The sequence below is a fragment of the Paenibacillus pabuli NBRC 13638 genome (assembly GCF_001514495.1).
GTDB classification, from domain to species: Bacteria; Bacillota; Bacilli; order Paenibacillales; family Paenibacillaceae; genus Paenibacillus; species Paenibacillus pabuli.
This window is the reverse complement of record NZ_BCNM01000021.1, coordinates 100,886-124,209: the sequence shown is the minus strand read 5'-3', so window position 1 is coordinate 124,209 and position 23,324 is coordinate 100,886. Positions and strand designations below refer to the sequence as shown.

Sequence of the window (23,324 nt, the reverse complement as noted above, 5' to 3'; positions counted from 1 at the left end):
ATTCCGGTGATATATAACCTTAATGTTCGTCAATAGACTAAAAAAAGGGAGTGTAAGCTATTGAAGAAGAGGTCGGTCAAGTTATGGGGTATTTTGCTCGGTGCGGTCATTGCATTGACAGGATGTGTGGAAGGTGGCACGCCGCCTAAGGCATCGGGTTCCGTTGAGACAGGTGAGTCTGCTTCACCCGGAGACACGATTAAAGTAGGTATTCTTCACTCCCTAAGTGGAACGATGGCGATCAGTGAAGTGTCCGTTAAGGATGCGGAGATGCTTGCCATTGAAGAGATCAATGCAGCAGGTGGAGTTTTGGGTAAACAGATCGAGCCTGTGGTTGAAGATGGTGCTTCTGATTGGCCAACGTTTGCGGAGAAAGCGGGGAAACTGCTTCAACAGGATAAGGTAGCTGCCGTATTCGGAGGGTGGACCTCTGCAAGTCGAAAGGCCATGCTTCCGGTATTTGAACAGAACAAAGGTCTGTTGTTTTACCCGGTGCAATATGAAGGATTGGAATCCTCGCCTAACATTTTTTATACAGGAGCCACAACGAATCAGCAGATTGTTCCATCCGTGACCTGGTTGCTGGAGAACAGAGGCAAGAAGTTTTATCTGCTTGGTTCGGATTATGTGTTCCCAAAAACAGCCAATCAGGTCATCAAAGCTCAGCTCGCAGCTGAGGGAGGCGAAGTGGTGGGGGAGGAATATACACCGCTGGGGCATACGGATTACAGCACAATCATCAGCAAAATCAAGGCTGCCAAGCCGGATATTGTATATAACACGCTGAACGGAGATAGTAATGTCGCCTTTTTCAAGCAATTGAAGGATGCCGGGATCTCTTCGGATCAGTTGACAACTCTGTCGGTGAGCGTGGCGGAGGAAGAAATTCGGGGAATTGGTGCGGATGTGCTGAAGGGGCATCTCGCTTCGTGGAACTATTATCAGACGACAGATACACCTGAGAATAAAACATTTGTTGAAAAGTATAAAGAAAAATACGGCGCTGACCGGGTGACGGCTGATCCGATTGAAGCGGGATATGTGGCAGTCTATCTGTGGAAAGCGGCCGTAGAAAAGGCCGGGTCAACCGATGTGGAAAAGGTGAAAGAGGCTGCCAAAGGTCTGGAATTTAATGCGCCGGAAGGAAAAGTGACAGTGGACGGGGAGAACCAGCATATCTACAAAACGGTGCGGATTGGCGAAGTGCAAGAAGATGGACAGTTTAAGGAATTGTGGAACTCCGGTGCACCAGTGAAGCCTGATCCGTATCTGAAAACCTATGATTGGGGAGCTTCCCTCAGTAACAAATAGTGCAGGCGGTTCACGTCAAAACTTCTGAATAACAGAGGGAGGGTGAAACAACACACCCTCTTACAACATTACGGTAAAGCGTTGATGTGAAATACGAATGTTATCTTGTGTGAAATGTCAGATGTTTAGCATAAGGAGGGGAAAGGCGATGGATATGTTTGTCCTGCAAATGTTCAATGGGTTAAGCATCAGTTCAATCCTGCTGCTGATTGCATTGGGGCTCGCGGTTACATTTGGTCTGATGAATGTCATTAACATGGCTCATGGGGAATTGATCATGATTGGTGCCTATGCCACATACGTGACGCAGAACCTGTTCATTTCTTATGCTCCGCCAGCATGGTTCGATGTTTATTTTATTGTGGCTCTGCCAATCGCCTTTGGTGTGGCAGCCCTTATAGGCTGGCTGCTGGAAGTGGTGCTGATCAGGCATCTGTATGGAAGGCCGCTCGACAGTTTGCTCGCTACGTGGGGCGTGGGTATGATGCTGCAGCAACTGGCCCGAACCATATTTGGGGCGCCGAATGTGGGGGTGTCCAGTCCAACTTGGCTTAATGGAGGTCTAACCATTGCGGATGGCATTGTATTTCCGTATAAACGTCTTTTCATTATCGCGCTGGTTGCAGTTGTGTTACTGTGCATGTATTTGTACATCTATCGGACTTCCTCCGGTAGACGAATGAGGGCTGTGATGCAGAATCGAAGCATGGCGGGCTGTCTCGGGATTTCCACCAGACGAGTGGATGGCATGACCTTTGCGATTGGTTCGGGGATTGCGGGAATCGCCGGATGTGCATTGACCCTCATTGGCCCGATTGGTCCTTCACTGGGGACGTATTATATCGTGGATGCGTTCATGGTGGTTGTGCTGGGTGGTGTCGGAAAACTGGTGGGAACCGTGTGCGGTGCGCTCGGAATCGGCATGTTCAATACGTTATTCGAAACATACACTTCCGCCTCTATCGGCAAGGTGCTGGTATTTGTCTGTATCGTGGCCTTTCTGCAGTGGAAGCCGCGCGGACTTGTTGCCATGCGGACCCGGAGTCTGGATTAATGCGAAGAAGGGGGTTATATGATGTCTGCACTTCTCAAGACGGGTAGTCTGAAAATGAAGATCATCTGGGCGGTTGTCCTGATTATGATGTGTCTTGCTCCGCTTATCTCCACGGAATTCCGTCTTAGTCTGTTGGCGAAATTCTTGGCTCTGGCCATTCTGGCCATCGGTCTGGATCTGATCTGGGGGTATGGAGGTGTGCTAAGTCTGGGGCATGGTGTGTTCTTCGGCCTGGGCGGTTACGCCATGGCGATGTATCTGAAGCTGCAGGCCAGTGGAGTGACGCTTCCTGACTTTATGGGATGGAGTGGTCTTAGTGGTCTGCCGTGGTTCTGGGAACCGTTCAGATCGTTCCCGGTGGCACTATTCCTGGGCATTGCTCTTCCGGCATTGCTAGCCTTTGCCCTGGGCTGGTTCACGTTCCGTAACCGGATTACCGGCGTTTATTTTACGATCCTGACGCAAGCGCTTGTACTCATTACCGTAACGTTGTTTGTTGGCAAACAGGAGTGGACAGGGGGGACCAATGGCATTACAGGATATAACGCCATCTTTGGATTTACACTTCATTCGGCAGGCACAACGATTGCTCTCTACTATATAACGCTTGTTGTTCTGGTGCTCGCCTATCTGCTCTGTCGACGGGTTGTGAACAGCAGGTTCGGTCAGGTGCTTGAAGCTGCGCGCGACGGGGAGAATCGGGTTCGCTTTCTTGGATATGATCCGGCCGGGTTCAAAACACTGGCTTTTGCCCTTTCCGGGGCGCTTGCGGGAATCGCTGGTATGTTATTTGTGCTCCAGGTAGGGATCATTTCGCCTTCGATGATGGGGATTGTGCCTTCCATTGAAATGGTGTTATGGGTTGCGTTGGGTGGTCGTGGAACCCTGATTGGTGCGGTGATCGGAGCTGTGGTGCTGAATGCAGCCAAAACCGGCATCAGTGAGGCTTATCCGGAAGGCTGGTTATTTGTAATCGGAGGACTCTTTGTAACGGTGGTTTTGTTCATGCCAAATGGGCTTGTTGGTGTGTACCGTTATGTAATTCGTTTGCTGAAGCGGAGAGGAGAGGTTGTGCATGTTCCAGTCAGTTCGGAAAAACCCGAAGTCTACTGAGGTCCCGGTGGTCCTGACCGCTGAAGGAATCACGGTAGCGTTTGGAGGCTTTGTTGCGGTCAAAGGCATGAATCTGAAGCTGTATGAGCATGATCTGCATTTTCTGATCGGCCCCAATGGGGCAGGAAAAACCACGATGCTGGATGTCATTTGCGGCAAGACCAAGCCTGTGTCCGGTGCGGTGAAGCTGGCTGATGGTACGGAACTGACTCGTCTGAAGGAGCATCAGATTGTACGGAAAGGGGTAGGGCGCAAATTCCAGGCTCCTTCGATCTTTGGGGGGCTGACCGTGCAGGAGAACCTGACGCTGGCTGCGGAGACTCGTCGTTCTCCCTTGCAAGCTCTGGGTATTCAACGTTATGGGAAAATAAGTTCAGCAATGGAGCGGATTACGCGCCAGATTGGTCTGCAGGACCGTGTGCACACCCGTGCAGGGGCGCTATCGCATGGGGAGAAGCAATGGCTTGAGATTGGCATGCTGCTGCTGCAAGAACCGCGTGTATTACTGCTGGATGAACCGGCGGCAGGCATGACGGATGAGGAAACACATAAGACGGGCCGATTATTACAGGAAATTGCACGTGAACGGTCTGTTGTAGTGGTAGAGCATGATATGGAATTTGTTCGCGAGTATGCGGCCAAAGTGACGGTAATGCATGAAGGCAAGCTCTTGAAGGAGGGGACGATGGCGGAAGTGCAGGAAGATCCGAGGGTGGCTGAAGTGTACCTGGGCAAAAGGAGAGATGACCATGCTGTCGCTGAAACGAATTGAATCCGGTTATGGAGAAAGCAATGTACTGCGAGGTGTGAATCTGGATGTTGAGCCAGGTCAGGTGGTGTGCCTGATGGGGCGCAATGGCGTGGGGAAAACCACCCTGATGAAAACGCTGATGGGACTGCTTAAAACGCGCAAGGGCAGTATCCTGTGGAAAGGTCAGGACTTATCCTCCCATGATCCGGCCAGACGGGCCAGGGCAGGAATTGGATATGTACCGCAAGGGCGGGAAATTTTCCCCCAGCTTACGGTTAAAGAGAATCTGTTGTTGGGACTGGAGACAAGTGCTCCGGGTGTGAAGACGTTCCCGGAGGATGTACTGGCAATGTTTCCGGTCCTTGCCACAATGTATGGACGGCAGGGGGGAGATCTGAGTGGGGGGCAGCAGCAGCAGCTGGCATTCGCCCGCGCGTTGGCATCCCGGCCCGGATTGTTGCTTCTGGATGAGCCGACAGAAGGCATTCAGCCTTCCATCGTGGAGGATATCCGGCAGGTCATTTTGCAAATTAAGGCCAAGGGAGAGATCTCCATTTTACTGGTGGAGCAGAGTATTGATTTTGTTCGCGGCGCTGCAGATTATATTTATGTGATGGACAAAGGTGCAATTGCTCTGCAAGGCATGCCTCAAGAACTGGATATGTCGCAGTTTGAACATCATCTGTCTGTGTAGACGGGTTGTACGAAATTGAGTTCAGGAGCGCTTGTCCAGAATATTGGAGTACTTGGGATATAGACGCCGGATGCAATCCGGGCAGATATCGTGGGTGAATTCGGCATGGGTGTGCTTCTCCAGATAACTCTCGACAGAGTTCCAGGCATCCTGTTCATCCTTGATCTGTTTGCAGACAGCGCAGATGGGGAGCAGCCCGCGTAATGTACGAACTTCGGACAGGGCTTTCTTCAGTTGCTGTTCTGTGTGTTTCTGTTCGGTGACATCGGTGTGAGCGATTAGGGCGAGATCAGACAGCAGCGTTGGATCGGCCTGCCTTAACGGGGTGAGCTCCAGACGGAACCAGCGCTGCTCCCTGTGGATCGTTTGAATGGGAATCTCATATGTACAACAGTCGTTAAAGGGTATGGTGATATTTTTCAACTCTTGAACAATCTTCGCATTCTTTGCTTTCTCCTCGCGTGATGTCCACGACTCCATGAGCTGAAGGTAATGGGATGCTTCGGATGTTCTGGAGGTACCTGATATGTCCGGCTTGGGATGCGGCTGTCCGAGCCCCTGCTGCCAAGCGGTATTGCAGCTTCGGATGATCCAGTTGTGGTCAACGATGATAAGCTGGTGATGCATGGACTGGAACGATAATCTCTCCAGATCGGATATTAAATATCTCATGAAATGAGGTCCTCCTTGGCAGAAATCTTATCTTAAATCATCAGGAATTTCCAAAATGTCTGCGACCTGGTTCCTGAACCGGGTTGCTTTGCGTGTGCCATGAATGAGATTGGAGAGACGGTATGGTGGAATGCCGTGCTGTTCGCAAAATGTCTTCTGATCGACCTGGAGTTCGGTTAGCCGTCGTTTGATCGCCCAACCGAACGGAGTAACAGGTTTCTTTTTGTTCAAAAGGGTTCACCCCTCAGTTAGAATGTAGTATTCAGCCGGTCATTCTTGATGTAAAATATATGGATATGCGAGCTGTATAATTTATTATATACGCATTTGCGTCATCTAACAATTAAAAAAGACGGAAATAAGTGTATTTTAATGTGTAAAATGGCGTAAATACGTTAAATAGGCAGGGTAGACCACATAAAAAAGCACGCCAGCAAGGAGGTTGCGGCGTGTTTTTTTTGCGTCTTACTGTAGTAGAAAGGCGGTGTTTGAGGGGAGTGGGAAGGAAATCAGGCTCTATAAGCATGAAGTCCGGCTCCAAGCATGTGGAAGCTGGGGAACAACGTTTTCATGGACATTGAGGTTGGCTGTGCCAATCCGTCCGTCGCGGAGGCGCTGACGGTATGCCATTCATGCTCCAGGTCTGCGGCCAGGCGAACCAACAGGTCCTGGGTTGTATCGGGTTGGAGGGGGATGACTTTGGAGGCTTCGGTTATGCAGGCACTCATGGCTGAATGCAGATAACCAAGGACCGCCTCCTCGACAGGGATTTCGAGGTGGTGGTTAATCCAGGCGTGAACGGTGGGGAGGCAACCGACGGATTCATACTTAGCCAGGGTTTGTTCAAGCTGGCTAAAATCAATCCAGGGGTGGAGTGCGCGGGCCAGCTTGATCAAGCGTTTGCCCATGGTGGAGGCTTGCTCCCTTAGGCTGGCGGGGGTGCGCTGCACATGAACGAGTTTGTCGATGAGGGCAGTGCGCCATGTGTCATTGTGATCTGCGGCTGTGTATATGCCTCTGATCGCTATGCCTTCAAGACGAACGATACTGGGGTGTAACTGACAACGCATGAACGATTCCAAATCTTCCGCATTACGAATGGTGCCTTCGGCAATATGGATATCCATGCCAAAGGAATGGGTGAAGCCTCCGACTTGGATAGAGGAATCAAGCAGTTTGACATAATCGAGCAGCTTATTCCCACGGTTCACTGTCTTTCGCCTCCTACGTTCGTTTTATGTTATATAAAATAACATTTTTAATCCTTTTTTTATAGCTTTATGTGTGAAATTCCGAATTATATGATATATATATTCACACAAATATCCGCTTTTTGTCAATAGTTTCTAGATAATTAAAGATAATAAATAAAATTATGTTATATTACTTAACTTGTTTAGTGAGTTTTTTTGGTGATTCATTTAAAATGAGACCAATTTAATGATATGCAGTTCATGGGATAAAATGACGAGATCATACGATTTATGGGAGAAAAAGTGAAGTTGAAATGAGTTGTTAAAAAATACTTTACTTTTAAATCGGGACCGGGTATAATCAATTCTGTTGCCGATTATTTACGACATGCGGTCGTGGTGGAATGGCAGACACGCTATCTTGAGGGGGTAGTGGGCGTATGCCCGTGGAGGTTCGAGTCCTCTCGACCGCATCATAAGGACGATTAAGAAGAAGCTTTCCGTATGGGAAGCTTCTTTTTTTTGTTTTTCTATCGTAATTGGACAAAGAAAAAAATCACCCGCTTACCCAGTTGAAGTTTTGCTCTGTCTGCTGGATGCGGATGACGGCTATTTTTTATTTAAGTAATTCTCTGATATCTGCTTCAATTTTATCCGGTGTTGTTTTGGGGGCATACCGTTTCAGAACACGTCCGTTCTGATCCACAAGGAACTTGGTGAAGTTCCATTTGATGGCTTTTGAGCCGAGTACGCCCGGTGCTTCTTTGGTAAGGTGCTGGAATAGAGGATGAGCGCTTGAACCGTTCACGTCGATTTTCTCAAACATCGGGAAGCTGACACCATAGTTCATCTGGCAGAACTCGGCAATATCATCGGAGGACCCTTTTTCCTGTGCAAACTGGTTGCTTGGAAATCCGAGCACTTCAAATGGGGAGTCTTTGAATTTGTCCTGAAGTTCTTGCAGCCCTTTAAATTGGGGTGTAAGGCCGCATTGACTTGCTGTATTCACAATAAGCAGTACTTTGTCACGATAGTTGGACATTTCAACTTCCTGGCCGCGAAGGGTGTTTACTTTGTAGTCGTAGACTGACATGAAAATCGCCTCCATTTCATATTCTTCTTTCTTCTATTATATTGATTGCAATTAAATATTGCAAAATTAATATTGCTTTTTTAACTCAATTTGAACCTGTCGTGTATGATCTGTGACTGATTTAATACCTAATTTTCGCTAAACAGAGAATTAGAGAGCTTTGATGAGATGGGTAGAGAATGGATGTGTTGTAAGCGCTATTATTGATGGGAAATGGCAAAAATCCGTCGATTCGGTGATCTGCGCAGACTTTACACCAATATGGCACGGGTGTATGATTCATATCGTAATTCCAATTTAAAATAAATTTACATGAAAAACGAAACAAACGATAATATCGCTCTGATTAATGATCACAATGGAACGATGTTTTAATCGCTGAGTTTCCATTCATTCATGGGTGGGAAACGGGGGAACCAACAGGATGAACTGTCCAGGACAGTAGGCATCCATGGGGTGAATTTTCCGGTGACAGCCGGAAATAGGGCGACTCTCGCGTCCGAATCCGTCAGCTAACCTCGTAAGCGTTAAAGGGAGAGGCAACAAGCCGTACGCTGGTTCATAGTGTCTTTTTGCTGTGGATTATTGAAGAAGCGTTCGGGAGGCCTTGGTCCCCCACGCTTCTTTTTTGTTGTCTTTTCACGCCAAGGGAGGAACGAATGATGGATAAAGAGATGATCTTAGTGACTGCTCCAAATGAAGCAGGACGTAAATTTATCAAATTGCTGATGTACAAAAAAATGCCGTTTGCCGTTCTGACCAACAGTGCAGGGGAAGAGCGCAGGCTCCGGAGAATCGGTGTGGAGCATGTCATTCGCATGAACACAGCTGCAGCTCAGAAATGGTTTTTGCCGCAAGGCAGTGTCGGTAATGTTTTTATTTTTGAAAATAGCCTAAACCTGACCTGTCGATATTTGCAAATCTGCCGCTCATGGACATCCAAGTCCCTCTGTGTCATTACAGAGCAGAGTCATCCCAAAGGGATCTATCGGGGAATGGGAGCTGACCGGATTGTGTACTCTTTAAATGGGGAAGTGGGATTCCTGCTTAATGGATAGTGTTTAGTTGTTAGTTCCATACCTGTGATTGATCCGGTGTCAGCTGCCTGTTATAATTGAAATCATAAATAAACGGAATCTTGAGGAGACTCATGCATGATGGTGGGTCTTCTTTTTTATGGTTTGGGGAATGGGGATAAGAATTTCCTGTGGCTAACGAGGAGGAATGGGTGTGCCGGAAGTACGTGGGATACAATGGTTGTTCTTTGATGTAGGCGATACGCTCGTGGACGAATGGGAGCCGGTGGATGATATTATTGGTCAGTTCGTTCGTGAGGCTGGTGCGCTTGGTTATCAGGTGGAGATGCAGACGGTGCGAGATATATTTGCCGCCTCTTACCGAAATTACGAGCAGTGGCCTATGAAATTGGCGATTCGAACCCTGATTAGCGATGAGGAGCACCGCAAACAGATACAGGAGAAGCTGAAGTTCCGCAAAGAGCTTGAGCGCCCCTTCGCGTCAGCCAGCTCTGTTCTCCAGACGTTGTCGCAACATTATAAGATTGGCATTATTGCCAATCAAAGCCCGGGAACGGAGAATCGGCTGGATAGCTACGGTTTGCGCAGGTATGTGGATGTGCTGGCCTGTTCGGCTGAAGAAGGGGTGTCCAAGCCTGACCCTGAATTGTATGCTGTGGCGCTGAAACAGGCAGGTTGTAAACCCGAAGAGGCAGTTATGATTGGAGATCGGATGGATAATGATATTATTCCGGCCAAGAAGCTGGGCATGCATACGATCCGAATTTTACAGGGTTATGGCAGGTTTCAACCGGAGCTTCCAGATGCGGAGGGGCCTGACTGGACTATTGAATCACTGGATGAACTTCTTCCGTTGTTGATAACTCAATCATCAGACAATTAAATTATAGCGTTATATGAGATCTAATCGATATGGTTATGCATTAGGATCAAGCTGCTCCAACACCATACCAAAGGCTGATCGACTCAAGAGAGATATGACTTGAGACGATCAGCCTTTTTGAGTTATGAAACATATTGCAAGCTGCCGCGTGCCTAGAACAACAGAATGGTCTGGATGATCAGATATACATTCAGGACAACGATCACTCCGGCAATGATCCAGGAGATGATTTTGAGCCACAACTTATTGGCAAATGCCCCCATGCTTTTTTTGTCACTCGTAAACATTACCAGCGGGATGACGGCAAAGGGCAGCTGCAGCGACAGTATAACCTGACTCAGAATGAGCAGCTCCTCTGTTCCATGCTCCCCGGCAATGGCCGTCACGATGACAGCCGGGATGATGGCGATTAGACGTGTCACCAGACGACGAAGCCAAGCCGGGATACGAATGTTCAGGAATCCTTCCATTACAATCTGTCCAGACAGTGTACCGGTGAGCGTTGAGTTCTGACCTGAAGCCAGCAGGGCTACACCGAACAGGATGCTTGCAATGGTGGTACCCAGCAGAGGTGTCAACAGATGGTAAGCGTCTGTAATTTCCGCAACCTGGGTCATGCCTGCACTATGGAACACCGCAGCGGATACAATCAGGATGGCTGCATTGATGAACAGGGCCAGCGTTAAAGCGATAGTTGAATCCATGGTGGAATAACGGATCGCTTCTTTTTTCCCCTGTGGTGTCTGTTCAATCTGACGGGTCTGCACGATGGATGAATGCAGATACAGATTATGGGGCATGACCGTTGCACCGATAATTCCGATAGCGATATAAAGCATGGCTGGATTTTGCAAAATCTCGGCACTGGGTACAAAACCATGCATGACGCCGCCCATATCCGGTTTAGCGAGAAACAGGTCAATACCGAAGCAGAGCGCGATGGTAGCCATTAGCACAATGACGAGGGATTCCAATGCGCGGAAGCCTTTATTTTGCAGCAAAAGAATGACCAGTACATCGACGGCGGTAATAATGACGCCATATAACATGGGAATGTTAAAGAGCAGCTTGAGCGCGATGGCCGAACCAATGACCTCGGCAAGATCGGTGGCTGCAATCGCAAGCTCGCACAAAATCCATAACATCATGACGACAGGCATACTGAACCGTTCACGACAGGCTTGAGCCAGATCTCTGCCCGTAACGATTCCGAGTTTGCCGGCAAGTGACTGCAGCACAACTGCCATCAGGTTTGAGATCAATATAACCGACAATAGGGTATACCCAAACTGTGAACCACCTGCAATATCTGTTGCCCAGTTTCCGGGGTCCATATAACCTACGGCAACCAGATACCCTGGGCCAACAAAAGCAAGAAACTTTTTCCACCATGCGACATTCTGAGGAACCTTCATGGAGCTATGGGCTTCCCCGAGAGAAGGGGCCATACCTGCAGCCAATGGCTCATTTGAAGGAGTGTTGAACGGATTTTTTTTACTCATAATATAATCACCCGACTTTGAAGTATTGATATTCTATATGAAAGAGGAACGGTGTCATTCCTTTGATTAAATTTGGAAGATGGATTCTAAAATCAAAAACGTAATTAAACGTCTTTCGATATGTCCAAACGTTTATGTCGATACATACATTGTACTCCTTCAAATATTTTTGTCTAGTGCAACTTTTGTGTATGGGGACAAGATTTGGTAAGGAGTGAATAGTGCCTTAGTATATTACCCAAGCTTGGATAAATTACCTATGGTATCGAGAATGCATGAAAATGATAAAGATGTAAAAGCTGAATAAGGATTCAAAAACGTTTCAAAATAAGCCAGAGGTTTAAATGGAATAGTAGGCAGTAAAAAAATTGAAGGTGAAGGAGAGATTCTTAATGGAAGCTTTATATACAGCAACAGCGACAGTTCAAGGTGGACGTACAGGTTCGGTGGCTTCTTCGGATGGTGTGCTCAAGCATGATCTGAAAATGCCTAAAGAGCTGGGTGGTTCCGGTGGTGAAGGGACTAACCCTGAGCAGCTCTTCGCTGCTGGATATGGCGCATGTTATGAAAGTGCTCTAGCCAATGTTGCTCGTAAAGCAGGTGTGAAGCTGGAGAATGTAGTCGTTACAAGTAACGTATCTATCGGCAAAGACCCTGCGGATGACGGCTTCCAACTGTCGGTACGTCTGGACGTAAGCATGCCTGGCGTGGATCACAGTCAAGCCGAGGATCTGGCGCGCAAGGCCCATGATTTCTGTCCTTACTCCAAAGCAACACGCGGTAATATTGACGTGGTACTTAATGTAGTTTAAGCCCTGATTCGAAGGATATCAGGGAACATATAGAGCAGAGTATCCTTGGATACCTGATGTTCAAGTACAAGACCCTGCTGGTTTACGGCAGGGTTTTGTATTTTAAAATACAGTTTTGATGCAGGAGATTGCCTGTTGAACAGCGTACTATTTTACATAATCTACTCTTGCTTGATGTCATACATTCGAATAAGGGGGAAGGACAATGAGTATTGAAGAGATGATTGAGCGGCGATTTGTATGTACAAAATGCAGGGGGACGGATTGTAACATTAAGGAAGTATCCATGTCAGGGGCAGGTCTCAGCAAGATGTTTGATATTCAGCATAATCATTATCTCTTTGTCGCTTGTTCTTCCTGTGGGTATGTTGAAGTGTTCGATCCAGATGTGCTAAAGGGCAAAAAACAGGGGCAGGTGGGTACCATTCTTGATATTCTGTTTGGTGGATAAAGGTGCGTGAGTTGACATCGAACTAAAATTTCTTTAATATGACTTAGTACTGAGAAGTGTCAGTGTCATTGCATGAACCAAATTTGAATTAACAGGTGATATCCATGTCTTATAGACCAAGTATTGCGAAATTGCAAGTAGCCAGCAAAAACGAAAAAGACGGATTGTATGAATTTACCATGAAATTGGTAGATGGCACACAGTGCCGTGTATTCTACTCCAAATCTCCGGATTGGAAAATGACTGCGATCAGCCGTCTGCAGAAAACGCCTTGTCCAGTATGCCGCAAAGATTTCATTTGCAAATGCATGGAACAATATTCGGCCGATCTGCATCAACAAATGATTGACGACCAATGGATGGAAAAGGCAATTGCTGAGTAATTGCCAAGACAGATACGAGCGTGGGCGTAGAGCCTGCGCTCTTTTTCTATTTTCGGTTAAAAAGAAATAAAATGTAAAATAAACGTCAGGAATGTCCCAAAACGGGTAAGTTACTCTAATAGCACAATAATGAGGAGGTCATGACTATGACATCAAATCAAACGGATCAGCAACAGGGACACCCGATTGTGCTTGTCGACGGAGTCTGTCATTTCTGCCAAGGATTAACCAAATGGATTATCAAGCGTGACCCTGAGGGGAAATATCATTTTGCATCACTCCAATCGGATGTAGCGAAAGCGCTGCTGGAGAAAGGCAATCTGTCCACAGACAGCATGGATACGTTTGTACTTATTGAGGACGGAAAATATTATACACGTTCAACCGCAGCGCTGCGGCTGGCGAAAGGGCTAAAATTCCCTTATCCTCTATTGTACGGGTTAATTATTGTACCGAAGTTTATTCGGAACGCCATATATAACATGGTAGCTCGTAACCGATATCGCTGGTTTGGTAAAGATGAAGCGTGCATGCTGCCTACGCCTGAAATAAAGGATCGATTTCTTTGAAAAAGCTTACATGAGACATATTGTATCATTAGTTATTGATTGATAACGGAAATTATTGGGTAATGACTACGGATAAACTTTATACTGGGAGGCAAATCATTTGAAGAAGTGGACTACATTATTTATTGGGGCATTATTAGCGGTAAGCATGACAGCTTGTGGTAGCGATGCGGATAACAGTACAGCAACACCGCCAGCTGGCAACGAAACGTCCAACGAGGGCAATAAAACTGCGGAGCAGGAGACAAAGATCCCTACATTGGACGAGTTGATTGAGAAAACGAATACTGCGACCAAAGACATGAAAAGCTTCACTACGGAAGCCAATATTGATCAAAATATGAAACTGGCAGCTGGGGAACAGTCCCAGGATCAGCAGGTGAAAACATCGCTGAAGATGGATATCATCAAAGATCCAATGATGATCTATCAGGAGATGAAAATGGAAATGTCCGGACAGGAAGCGCAGAACGTGAAGCAGTACATCACTTCGGATAACATCTATTCCCAGGTGGGGGGCCAATGGGTCAAAATTCCCGACGAACAAACAAAACCACTGATTGAGCAGATGCAGGCAAGCATGAATCCGGAAGGTGAACTGGAGCAATTCAAAAAGATTGCCGAAGACACCAAAATTACGGAAGAAGGCGACAACTACGTCATTAACGCTGACGTATCCGGTGATAACGTAAAGGAACTGGCCAAAGCAGTCATGGAGCAAAATGGATCGGATGCTCAAACTCAAGCGATGCTTGATCAAATGAATATTACCAGCATGAAAATGAAATATATGATTAACAAAGAAACTTACCTACCTGCAAGTACAGATGTCAACATGGTCATGGAGATGGAGCAGGAAGGACAGAAAATTTCGATGGACATGAAAATGACCAGCACGTTCTCCAACCATAACGGCGTGAAAGAGATCAAGATCCCACAAGAAGCATTGGATAGTGCCAAATAAGAATCCATCAGCTGTGAAGCGGATTTATATTCTCTGATGAAAGTGTATTCCTGACCAGTGATGTGATGATATATCGTTTGAAAGGCACCTTTGATCATTTGTGTGAACCGGGTGGTTCTGCGAATGAATCGGGGGTGCTTTCTTTTTTTGCTTTCATTCTGGTCAGTATTTAAGATGTTATAGTATAGTCATGTAAGCGATTGAATTTAGCGTTGATGGGAAGTTGAAGGGAATCTATTTGAGGTGGAGGTTGAAGAAATGATTGAATATGTACACATACACCATGTGAGTCTGGCTGTACGTGATCTGGAAGTTGCGAAGAAGTTCTATTCCGGGTTACTACGCATGCAGGAGATTGAACGTCCGCCTTTTAATTCTACAGGCACATGGTATTCGATTGGAAGTCAGCAGCTTCATCTGTTGCAGCACCCGCAGGGACATACGCTTCGTGAGGCTGGCATCGATACAACGGATGGACATTTTGCGATTTGGGTGAAGAGTTACAAGGAGACTTTGGCCTGGCTGGAACAACAGGGGATCGAATATGAGGCAAGACCGGATAGTGTTGCGGGGTTTGCACAGATTTTTGTGCTTGATCCGGATCGTAACATTATAGAATTTGATGCGCCTTATCATTCTTGAAAGGCGAAATAGGGGACTAGACCCAATTCACTATCTAATTAAAATTTGAACTCGAGAAAAGCGCCTTCCATATTTCTGCATGTTCATGTGGATACCGGATGGTGTTTTTTTTGAGGAACCGAAGGGGGATAGAGAAGCAAATAAATCATTTTGGAAACTCCCAAGAAGATATATTTTACATAAAAATATCATAGGAAAGAGGGGATGGGTTACATCCCCTCTGGTTAGGTATAAGTTTATCTTACAGTGACAGTGTAGAGTACAGTATCACCGTTAGGTAAATCTCCAACTACTGTACAAACTCCTGGTGACAGTCCAATTATTAATCCTTGTTGATTTAGATAAATACCGCCATAATCTCCGCTAATCCAAAAGTTGGAGCCAGCAACTGTAATGCTCTCGCCAACTCTCAAACTAATAGGGACGGAAATTTGATCTGCTAGAGTAATCACATTGGAGGTTTCTGGTAGAGTAGTATTAGGAACTGATGTAGTACTAGCTGCAAAAGATGTAGATCCAACAGTGAAGCAGGCAACGACAGTTAATAAACCAGTAATAAGTTTCTTTTTCATCGTTATCATCCTCTCATATTTGGAATACAATTCTATTATATAGAATATATATCCAAAAGTAAATTAAGATTGGTAAAAATGGTTTGTTTGTGGATGAATATTATGTGAACTATATAATAGTTTTGAGATTTTTAATTTTGTAAAGAGCAAGTTCATAAAAACGGATAGACATTATTCGATATGGGTGAATAGTTGAGGATGTTTTGACGTGGAACAACAGAAATAAATCCCTTGCTCCCCCAGAAATTGTATGCTATATTATCCATACATTCATAGCACGTGACGGAAGCACCGTCCATATACTGCATATTTGCGGTTAATGGGCGGTGCTTTTTTGTGCTTTTTTTGCAGGGAGGGAAGAAAAATTGATTGTTCTAAATGCAGTGCTGGCTTCCAAAGACAAAGAATATATCAATGCCTGGCTTGATTTTGTACAAGGGAGCCAGTCCGGCTCCAGTATACGCTTTACCGCCTTTTCACAATGGGAACCGTTCAAGGATCACATGATCGAACAGGAAGGCAGGGAAATGCCGGATCTGGTGATTGCGGAACCGGAGTTTCTCAGCAACTGGCTGAGTAATGGTGGCGAAACATCGGGTATTCCCTGGTTGACGCTCAGTGAAGGACTGGATGAGGTGGATGAGGACAAACGGCTGATGAAATATCAACCTTTGTCTGCACTGTTAGACGCTGTTCTTAATGCTTGTCGGCAGCCGCGTCGGAGGAAGATCCATCATCCAGGACAGGAGACGCTATCCATTGCAGTTGTATCTGCCTCAGGAGGAAGTGGGAAGACTGCGGTGGCAATGCATATGGCGAAGCAGCTGGGGATTGCAGGATATGCTGTTCTATATCTCAATTTGGAGACGCTGGATAGCTCGATGCCGTTTCTGGAAAAGGGGTTGTCTAAAAGTGGACAGCGTACACCTGATACAGAAGTAGGGCTGTCACGTCTGCTTTACGATTTGAAGGTAGGCAGGAAGGAATCAGGTAATCCGGGACAAGTACAATCTTTGTCCAAAGGCGTTGACAGCTACGTGCTTCGTCACGAAGGGTTGAAGTCGGATGTATTCTGGCCGCTGTCCAATCGGAAGGAACTGCTGCAAATGTCCCATGAGGATACGAAAAGCCTGATCCGGTATCTGGCAGACTGCGGGCAGTATGATGTGCTTATTCTGGATGGGGATTCAGGTTGGGATGGACGCAGTGAGGGGATTTTGGATCGTGCAGATGCATTCGTCTGGCTGGTCGAGGATGACATCTCTTCTATGCACCGCTGGGGTCAATGGATGCAGCATATGGAGCGTACAAGGCCGGAACTGCATGAAAGTGTACTGGATCGTGCCCGCTTCATTGTCAACAAGTACCGGGATAGTGTCATCAACGTCTTGCCAAGACCCGACCTGCATCTGGACGCAGTGCTGCCCTATATCCCTTCCTGGAAGCAGCTGAGTCAGGAAGAAGTGATGCTTAGTTCGCCGATCTTTCAACGCGAAGTGAAGAGACTCTGCGCCATGATCGTACAGGACGGGGAAGAAGAACTGAAGGCGGGACGATTCCATAAGGGTGATGGGTGGTCATTATGATGGATTCGTCCAAGATGACGTTGGATCGTGAAGATCAATTTCAGATCATGCGTAGAGAAGTCAGGGCTGGCCTGGATTTGACGTCCTCTGCCGGAGATGAAGAACTGTGGCAGGGGATTGAGCGTAAAGTACTTTCTGATCCGAAGCTGGATGATCTGACCTCCGGGGAGCGCCATACGCTGGTACAGCGGTTATTTGACTCCTTTCGAGGACTGGATATTTTGCAGCCATTAGTGGATCATCCCGAGATTACAGAGATTATGATCAACAGTCACCGGGAGATTTTTGTTGAGCAGGAAGGTGAAGTCAGACAGATCACGCTGGAGTTCGAGTCTAAGGAAAGGCTGGAAGACATCATTCAGATGATTGTATCCGGCGTGAACCGGATTGTGAATGAGTCTTTTCCAATCGTGGATGCGCGGTTGAAAGATGGCTCGCGGGTTAATATCGTGCTGCCTCCGATTGCGTTGAAAGGCCCCACTATGACGATTCGGAAGTTCCCGAGTGAACCGATGAAGATGTCCGATCTGATTGATAAAGGTGCCCTGCATGAGGCAGCGGCAGAATTGCTGCAGCAGCTAGTGCGCAGCAAATACAATATTTTTATCGGCGGTGGAACCGGATCGGGAAAAACAACTTTTCTCAACGCATTATCCCAGTATATCCCGGCGGATGAACGGATTATTACGATTGAGGACTCTGCTGAATTGCAGATTGTCACGGTGCCGAATCTGGTATCGCTGGAGACGCGCAATGCCAATACCGAGGGCAAGGGGCAAATATCCATTCGGGACCTGATTAAGTCGTCCTTGCGGATGCGTCCGAACCGAATTGTCATTGGTGAGGTGAGGGGAGCGGAAGCGCTGGATATGCTGCAGGCCATGAATACTGGACATGATGGAAGCTTGTCCACAGGACATGCGAATACAATCTCGGATATGATCAGCAGATTGGAGACCATGGTGCTCAGCGGAGCGGATCTTCCCATTGCAGTTGTTCGGCAGCAGATTAGCTCGGCCATTGATATCTTTGTTCATTTATCCCGGATGCGAGACCGTTCGCGTCGGGTAACCGAAATTAGCGAAGTGATCGGTATGCAGGAGGGAGAAGTACTGCTGAATCCACTATTTCGTTTCCAAGAGATCGAAGAAAAAGAAGGCAGAATTATTGGCGGACTCGTGCAAGTAGGGAAGCTAAGACAAGTGGACAAGATTCAGATGGCGGGACTTGGGGAATGGCTGAACGAGTACATAGGACGTTATAGTGATGGGTTAAATGAATCAGATAACAACGTAAATTAGTTGATTTATTGGAAGGTGATGAAATTGGGCGAGGCCAGACAAGCGTTAACGGACTACACCGTATATACGTTATCCGGGAGACAGCGGATGGTCTGCATGCTGATTAGCGGTTTGTTATTCTTCGGTATCGGTATTCTGTTCTATCACCACTGGTTGGCCGGAATGATATTGGCTGTGGGGTGTATATGGGTACCAAAACATTGGACCAGGGTGCTTTTGGAACGGAGAAGAATGACGCTAAGTTTACATTTTAAACAGGCATTATACGCGTTGTCCTCCGCGCTTGCTGCGGGAAAATCAGTAGAAAACGGTTTTAAGGAATCCGTGGAGGATCTGCGCATGCTGAACCCTGAAGCGGATACGGATCTTATCCGTGAATTCACTATTCTGAGGACGAGGATGGAGTATGGTCAGCCCATCGAAGAGGCGCTGCAAGACTTCTCGGATCGTGCCAAAATTGAGGATATTACAAACTTTGCCGATGTGTTTATCACTTGTAAGCGAACCGGTGGAGATCTGGTTGAAGTTGTGAGACGGACCTCAGCGGTCATTGGTGAGAAGCTGGATATCCAGCAGGACATCATGGTGGCAGTGGCACAGAAAAAGTTTGAATCCAAAGTGATGTTTGCCGCTCCGTTTATTTTTCTGATTTTTCTCAACTTTACGGCCAAGGATTTTATGGAGCCATTATACAGCGGGATGGGTTATCTGATCTCCAGTGGTGCACTGGCTTTACTTGCCTGTTGTTATCTGTGGATTATACGCATTATGGATATCAAAGTATAAGGAGATGACACGATGCTGCTTCCTGTTATTTTTGGAGGGATGCTCGGGGCGGGATGGCTGGTGCTGGATCGAACGCGAGGGCAGACCTATCGGCATTTGCGCAAACTGGATATGGAAGGATTACGTCTGAAGAAGCTGCATGGTCCCTTTCTGTTTTTGTTGGAGAAGTTTGAGGTGGGCCGTAGATTGCCTGTACTCATGTTCCGCATGCAGCATGCTATTCAGAAAATGTATGGCATACAGCATAGTGGAGAAAAAACGATGCTTTACAGTGCTGAAATGCTGACGTATTCGTGGCTGATGTTACTCGTAGGATGCCTGTTGTCACTCGTTGGCGATATGGGGCTGGGAGGTATGGTCGGTGGACTGGCGTTGGGTGTTGTGCTGCCCTTTGCACTCTACAAAGATCTTAACACGAAGGTGCAGCGAAGAGATCAGGACATACTCATGGAGTTACCGGAGCTGCTGAACCGAATTGTTCTGCTGGTTGGTGCAGGAGAAACGGTGCAACGCGCCATTGTACATTGTGTAGCCAGTCAGGAAGAACGGGATCATCCTCTATACAACGAGCTGCGAAGAACAGTTGGAGACTGGAACAACGGTTATTCGTTTCAACAATCCTTTGAACAGTTTAGCCGCCGCTGTGGTGTACAGGAAGTGACGATATTTACAACAACAGTACTGTTGAATTTCCGGCGAGGGGGAGGTGACTTTGTATTGGCGCTGCGGGATCTGTCACATGTGTTGTGGGAGAAACGCAAGGCCGTGAGTCGGGCAAAGGGAGAACAGGCTTCTTCCAAACTGGTATTTCCGATGGTACTGATCTTTTTTTCGATCGTGGTGATGATCGGAGCACCAGCTTTTATGATGATGAATATGTAGGAGGAATAGGGATGCTGGAATTGATGAAAAGCAAGGCAACTGCATTTTGGAAGGAAGAAGACGGGCTCGGTACACTGGAATTGATTCTGATTATTGGTGTAATTATCATTATTGCATTGATTTTTAAAGATCAAATTAAGGCATTAGTAGAAAGATTGTTGAAAAATGTTAGCAATAAAAGTAATGAGTTTTTTGAATAAAAATTTTAAAAAGGAAGAAGGGAGCTTCACCATTGAAGCCTCCCTGGTCTTCCCTGTTGTGTTGTTTATTCTCGTCCTGATTCTCTTTTTCTCCATGTACATGTATCAGAAGACATTTCTGAACCAGCATGCGTACGCATCTTCGGAACGTGCCGCCTACAGCTGGGACAACAGCTATAAACAGGCAATGACGGGTGAAGTTGTGGCTGGGAAGCATGACAATTTGTACTGGAGATTGACCGATGATCGATTGCTTGGAGCGCTGTTTGGCTGGGCGGGAGCGGATAATGAGATTATGGTTTCTGTGCCAGCAGGAGAAGGCGGAGGTCTATCGGAAAAGAAACTTTCCCAGGCTGCACAAGGCATGCCTTCCGGCATGAACGGAACCATTGATTATCAGAACTCACTGGTCCAGCGAAAAGTAACGACCAAGCTGGAGCAGGTGATTTCATTACCGCTGCCTTCTTTTTTATTTGATTCAGGTAACAGTGTACTCACGCATGGATCATCTACAGTTGTAGAACCAACGGAATTCATTCGAACGGTGGATCTGGTCCGTTATTATACAGCCAGGTTTAAAGGAAAGGGCGAAACCGCAGCCAGTACTGCCGCTGAAGCAGGACAGGTTGTGCAGCATTTTGGCAAAACCAAATGAGGAGGGAGGAGGAAGCGCTGTTCAGAAAAAAAGACGGTGAATCCGGAGCCGTAACCGTATTCTTGATCTTGATTTTGGCTGGAATCTTTATGTTTGTTTCCATTTTCATTGATTATGCACGTATTGCTGCTTTCAAAGTACAGGCAGAACGAATGACGCATGCAGCGATGAGATCAGTGATGTCAGCATATGATCCGTCCCTGCGGGAGTATGGGTTATTCGGCTATGGTGACAGCAGTGGTGAGGAAATCATGGCCAAGGTACTGAATGATAGTGTGAAGCCCTCAGCTGTGAAAGATGGTTTTCCAATTTTGGATATCCAATGGGATACCACTTCATTGAGCATGGAGCGTGAACTGGGAAGATACGATATTTTTAATCGTCAGATTCAGGAAGATATGAAATATCGAGCGCCGGTTGATTTTACCCTAGAAGTGGTCAATCGGTTTAAGCCGATGTCGGAAGAGATGAAAGAAGCTGCCCATACCGTGGATTTGCTCAAAAAATTGCAGAAGCTTTATGACAAACGTGAGGAATTGCTGGACGAAGCGATAGCCAATCAGACGGAATCTGCCGAAAAGCTGAAGAAACTGCCCACGCTGATCATGAATCCGCCTTCCTCTGCCATGTACGATGAGATGCTAAGAGAGACGCCAGAGACAGCTGCCGAAGCAGCAGCGCGTTATGCCGATTATTTGAACAAGAAACAAATGGATGAGGGACTGCCATTCAACCAGCAGCAGTACATTCTGGAGCTGGCCCGGTATAGGACAGGCGTAGGGAATGTGGCGACAGGCATAAGCATGATCATTCAGCCAGCATTGCAGGCACACCAGACAAAATTGGAGGAAGCCCAAGCCAAGATTGAAGAAGCGCGCAAAATCAATGAGGAAATGAAGCAGGTAATCGCTGAAGGGGAGAACCGTTCACAGAATGCCAGTTACGAAAAAGTAGGCAACTCATCGCTGCCTGGGACGAGCCCTCCGTCTACCGGATCGGGAAGTGAAGCCAAGAGTACACGCTCCCTTGCTTCGGAACTTGTAAGAGCCGACACACTTTTTGATCAGTTGAATGCACGTGTTCGTTCACAAAATTCGGATTTTACCAATGTCAGAAATGACAGTATGGAGCTTAATATCCAACTTCGCACTGTTACGGTAATGAGCGGTGTTCCCATTAAACCAGCGGTTAGGCAGGCTAGTCAGGTCACGGAACGATACATGGACACTTACGTGAGAAGTGGATCCTCCAATGTCATTTTTCAAAGCAAACAGCAGTTGGAGAGCGGTCGAGGATCCGATGCCCAGCGCAAAGCAAATGACAAGGAATCCAAAGGGAAGTTGAAGGATGTTAAACGCATATTATCACAGATTGAAAAGGGAAGCTCTGGATCAATGGAAGCTTTCAAACAGCTGGAAGAGTACTATAACGCCAACCTTTCCTTTAACGAGGCAAGCCGTGAGGAAGTCAAAAAGGCAGAGATTGCTGGTGACCCGTATGACTCCGGTGGGGATGCGATGACCGGGATGGACAGTCTGTTCGGCGGGATGTCCAACCTGCTGGATAGCCTTGGTGATGAATTGTTCCAGAATGAGTATGCGCTGGCGTATTTCAATTCAATGGATTTTGGACAGTTGTTGAGCTGGACCGAAGGTAGTGGAGATGCCGGTGAAGTGTTCAAACTGGAAAATCAGGAACTGGAGTATATCATATATGGTTTTCATAATCCTTCTGGTAACATTGCCGCTGCTTATGCGGAGATCTTTGGTATGCGTCTGGCTATTCGAACAGCAGAAGGGTTAATGGAGAACAGTAAGCTTGGGAATCCACTACTTGTATTGTCTGCGGCGATCTTATACGGAATTACAAACGCCATAGCAGATATGGTGAAATTGGCCAAAGAAGGAAGCGTGGAACTATCCAAGTATATCAAAGTCAAGCTTACCTACAGAGACCATCTTAGGCTGTTTCTGCTGATGCATAGCAACAATGAACGCAAAATGTCCAGAATGTTGGCTTTGATTCGAATGAATACCGGTGTGAATCCGGATGAGAAACAGACATATGCTTCGGGCAATATGCGCAGCAGTATCAAGCTGTGGTTTCTGCCAGGGGTCACCAAAAGCATAGGCGCTGTTATGGGCAGTGCAGACCAGGTGGAAGATGGGCGATTTTTCATTGATCGGAAGGCCGATTATTCCTACTAAGGTAATTTGGG

Annotated in this window: 26 protein-coding genes, 1 tRNA gene and 1 riboswitch; of the genes, 21 read left to right on the top strand and 6 right to left on the bottom strand. The window is 46.8% G+C overall.

Annotated elements, in window-relative coordinates; translation table 11 throughout:
- Positions 1–60 precede the first annotated feature (60 nt).
- From urtA to urtE, 5 genes are all read left to right on the top strand, one after another.
- Positions 61–1,311 carry an urea ABC transporter substrate-binding protein gene (gene urtA, locus PPA03S_RS25025; protein WP_062326967.1) on the top strand — a complete coding sequence of 417 codons (1,251 nt, stop codon included), beginning with the start codon at positions 61–63 and terminating at the stop codon, positions 1,309–1,311.
- Positions 1,312–1,459: 148 nt separating this feature from the next.
- Positions 1,460–2,365, top strand: coding sequence for an urea ABC transporter permease subunit UrtB (gene urtB, locus PPA03S_RS25020; protein ID WP_062326965.1), 906 nt, complete (start codon positions 1,460–1,462; stop codon positions 2,363–2,365).
- Positions 2,366–2,383: 18 nt separating this feature from the next.
- Entirely contained in the window at positions 2,384–3,478 is a 1,095-nt protein-coding gene (gene urtC / locus PPA03S_RS25015; protein ID WP_062326963.1) for an urea ABC transporter permease subunit UrtC, read from the top strand.
- A complete protein-coding gene (gene urtD / locus PPA03S_RS25010) occupies positions 3,441–4,250 on the top strand; it encodes an urea ABC transporter ATP-binding protein UrtD (RefSeq protein ID WP_062326961.1) in 810 nt (269 codons plus the stop codon). Before urtC ends, urtD begins: the two co-directional genes overlap by 38 nt.
- On the top strand, positions 4,228–4,923 hold the full coding sequence (gene urtE, locus PPA03S_RS25005; protein WP_062326958.1) for an urea ABC transporter ATP-binding subunit UrtE: 696 nt from the start codon (positions 4,228–4,230) through the stop codon (positions 4,921–4,923). Before urtD ends, urtE begins: the two co-directional genes overlap by 23 nt.
- Positions 4,924–4,944: 21 nt before the next feature.
- On the opposite strand, the gene PPA03S_RS33580 is transcribed toward urtE, so the two are convergent.
- The 3 genes from PPA03S_RS33580 to PPA03S_RS24990 all read right to left on the bottom strand — a co-directional run bounded on the left by PPA03S_RS33580 (position 4,945) and on the right by PPA03S_RS24990 (position 6,806).
- Positions 4,945–5,595 carry a nitrogen regulation protein NR(II) gene (locus PPA03S_RS33580; RefSeq protein ID WP_062326956.1) on the bottom strand — a complete coding sequence of 217 codons (651 nt, stop codon included), beginning with the start codon at positions 5,593–5,595 and terminating at the stop codon, positions 4,945–4,947.
- 27 nt (positions 5,596–5,622) lie between these two features.
- The gene (locus tag PPA03S_RS24995) at positions 5,623–5,826 is read right to left on the bottom strand and encodes a hypothetical protein (protein WP_062326954.1); all 204 of its coding nucleotides are present in this window, start codon (positions 5,824–5,826) and stop codon (positions 5,623–5,625) included.
- A gap of 278 nt (positions 5,827–6,104) precedes the next feature.
- Positions 6,105–6,806 (bottom strand): urease accessory protein UreF, encoded by a 702-nt coding sequence (locus PPA03S_RS24990; protein WP_062326952.1) that lies wholly within the window; start codon positions 6,804–6,806, stop codon positions 6,105–6,107.
- A gap of 372 nt (positions 6,807–7,178) precedes the next feature.
- On the opposite strand from PPA03S_RS24990, the gene PPA03S_RS24985 reads away from it, so the two are divergent.
- Positions 7,179–7,261, top strand: a tRNA-Leu gene (locus PPA03S_RS24985).
- A gap of 143 nt (positions 7,262–7,404) precedes the next feature.
- Here the strand turns inward: PPA03S_RS24985 and PPA03S_RS24980 are convergent.
- Positions 7,405–7,881, bottom strand: a complete 477-nt coding sequence (locus PPA03S_RS24980; RefSeq protein WP_062326950.1) for a glutathione peroxidase — start codon at positions 7,879–7,881, stop codon at positions 7,405–7,407.
- A gap of 366 nt (positions 7,882–8,247) precedes the next feature.
- A riboswitch (cyclic di-AMP (ydaO/yuaA leader) is annotated at positions 8,248–8,423 on the top strand.
- Positions 8,424–8,540: 117 nt separating this feature from the next.
- On the opposite strand from PPA03S_RS24980, the gene PPA03S_RS24975 reads away from it, so the two are divergent.
- Positions 8,541–8,939, top strand: coding sequence for an HAD family hydrolase (locus PPA03S_RS24975; protein ID WP_228469185.1), 399 nt, complete (start codon positions 8,541–8,543; stop codon positions 8,937–8,939).
- 172 nt (positions 8,940–9,111) lie between these two features.
- Positions 9,112–9,801, top strand: a complete 690-nt coding sequence (locus PPA03S_RS24970; RefSeq protein ID WP_062326948.1) for an HAD family hydrolase — start codon at positions 9,112–9,114, stop codon at positions 9,799–9,801.
- 152 nt (positions 9,802–9,953) lie between these two features.
- Here the strand turns inward: PPA03S_RS24970 and PPA03S_RS24965 are convergent, their stop codons facing one another.
- Positions 9,954–11,249: an Nramp family divalent metal transporter gene (locus tag PPA03S_RS24965; RefSeq protein WP_062326996.1), complete on the bottom strand. Its 1,296-nt coding sequence runs from the start codon at positions 11,247–11,249 to the stop codon at positions 9,954–9,956.
- Positions 11,250–11,695: 446 nt separating this feature from the next.
- On the opposite strand from PPA03S_RS24965, the gene PPA03S_RS24960 reads away from it, so the two are divergent.
- From PPA03S_RS24960 to PPA03S_RS24935, 6 genes are all read left to right on the top strand, one after another.
- On the top strand, positions 11,696–12,115 hold the full coding sequence (locus PPA03S_RS24960) for an organic hydroperoxide resistance protein (protein WP_062326945.1): 420 nt from the start codon (positions 11,696–11,698) through the stop codon (positions 12,113–12,115).
- 205 nt (positions 12,116–12,320) lie between these two features.
- A complete protein-coding gene (locus tag PPA03S_RS24955) occupies positions 12,321–12,566 on the top strand; it encodes a zinc ribbon domain-containing protein (protein ID WP_024629326.1) in 246 nt (81 codons plus the stop codon).
- 104 nt (positions 12,567–12,670) lie between these two features.
- Positions 12,671–12,949: a hypothetical protein gene (locus PPA03S_RS24950; protein ID WP_062326943.1), complete on the top strand. Its 279-nt coding sequence runs from the start codon at positions 12,671–12,673 to the stop codon at positions 12,947–12,949.
- Between the two features lie 146 nt (positions 12,950–13,095).
- Entirely contained in the window at positions 13,096–13,518 is a 423-nt protein-coding gene (locus PPA03S_RS24945; protein WP_062326941.1) for a thiol-disulfide oxidoreductase DCC family protein, read from the top strand.
- A gap of 100 nt (positions 13,519–13,618) precedes the next feature.
- Positions 13,619–14,482 carry a DUF6612 family protein gene (locus PPA03S_RS24940; protein WP_062326939.1) on the top strand — a complete coding sequence of 288 codons (864 nt, stop codon included), beginning with the start codon at positions 13,619–13,621 and terminating at the stop codon, positions 14,480–14,482.
- A gap of 258 nt (positions 14,483–14,740) precedes the next feature.
- Entirely contained in the window at positions 14,741–15,124 is a 384-nt protein-coding gene (locus tag PPA03S_RS24935) for a VOC family protein (RefSeq protein WP_062326937.1), read from the top strand.
- Positions 15,125–15,360: 236 nt separating this feature from the next.
- On the opposite strand, the gene PPA03S_RS24930 is transcribed toward PPA03S_RS24935, so the two are convergent.
- Entirely contained in the window at positions 15,361–15,696 is a 336-nt protein-coding gene (locus tag PPA03S_RS24930; RefSeq protein ID WP_062326935.1) for a hypothetical protein, read from the bottom strand.
- A gap of 365 nt (positions 15,697–16,061) precedes the next feature.
- Between PPA03S_RS24930 and PPA03S_RS24925 the strand changes: the two genes are divergently transcribed.
- From PPA03S_RS24925 to PPA03S_RS24895, 7 genes are read left to right on the top strand one after another with little or no spacing between them, the layout of a single operon-like run.
- The gene (locus tag PPA03S_RS24925; RefSeq protein ID WP_062326934.1) at positions 16,062–17,282 is read left to right on the top strand and encodes a nucleotide-binding protein; all 1,221 of its coding nucleotides are present in this window, start codon (positions 16,062–16,064) and stop codon (positions 17,280–17,282) included.
- Entirely contained in the window at positions 17,282–18,583 is a 1,302-nt protein-coding gene (locus tag PPA03S_RS24920; RefSeq protein WP_411835398.1) for a TadA family conjugal transfer-associated ATPase, read from the top strand. The genes PPA03S_RS24925 and PPA03S_RS24920 overlap by 1 nt, the downstream gene beginning before the upstream one ends.
- 18 nt (positions 18,584–18,601) lie before the next feature.
- Positions 18,602–19,369 carry a type II secretion system F family protein gene (locus PPA03S_RS24915; RefSeq protein ID WP_062326930.1) on the top strand — a complete coding sequence of 256 codons (768 nt, stop codon included), beginning with the start codon at positions 18,602–18,604 and terminating at the stop codon, positions 19,367–19,369.
- A gap of 12 nt (positions 19,370–19,381) precedes the next feature.
- Entirely contained in the window at positions 19,382–20,251 is an 870-nt protein-coding gene (locus PPA03S_RS24910; RefSeq protein ID WP_062326928.1) for a type II secretion system F family protein, read from the top strand.
- 11 nt (positions 20,252–20,262) lie between these two features.
- Positions 20,263–20,451 (top strand): Flp1 family type IVb pilin, encoded by a 189-nt coding sequence (locus tag PPA03S_RS24905; RefSeq protein ID WP_062326926.1) that lies wholly within the window; start codon positions 20,263–20,265, stop codon positions 20,449–20,451.
- On the top strand, positions 20,435–21,106 hold the full coding sequence (locus tag PPA03S_RS24900; protein ID WP_062326924.1) for a TadE family protein: 672 nt from the start codon (positions 20,435–20,437) through the stop codon (positions 21,104–21,106). Before PPA03S_RS24905 ends, PPA03S_RS24900 begins: the two co-directional genes overlap by 17 nt.
- Complete coding sequence (locus PPA03S_RS24895; protein WP_062326921.1) at positions 21,103–23,313, top strand: hypothetical protein; 2,211 nt, start codon at positions 21,103–21,105, stop codon at positions 23,311–23,313. Before PPA03S_RS24900 ends, PPA03S_RS24895 begins: the two co-directional genes overlap by 4 nt.
- Positions 23,314–23,324: the final 11 nt, after the last annotated feature.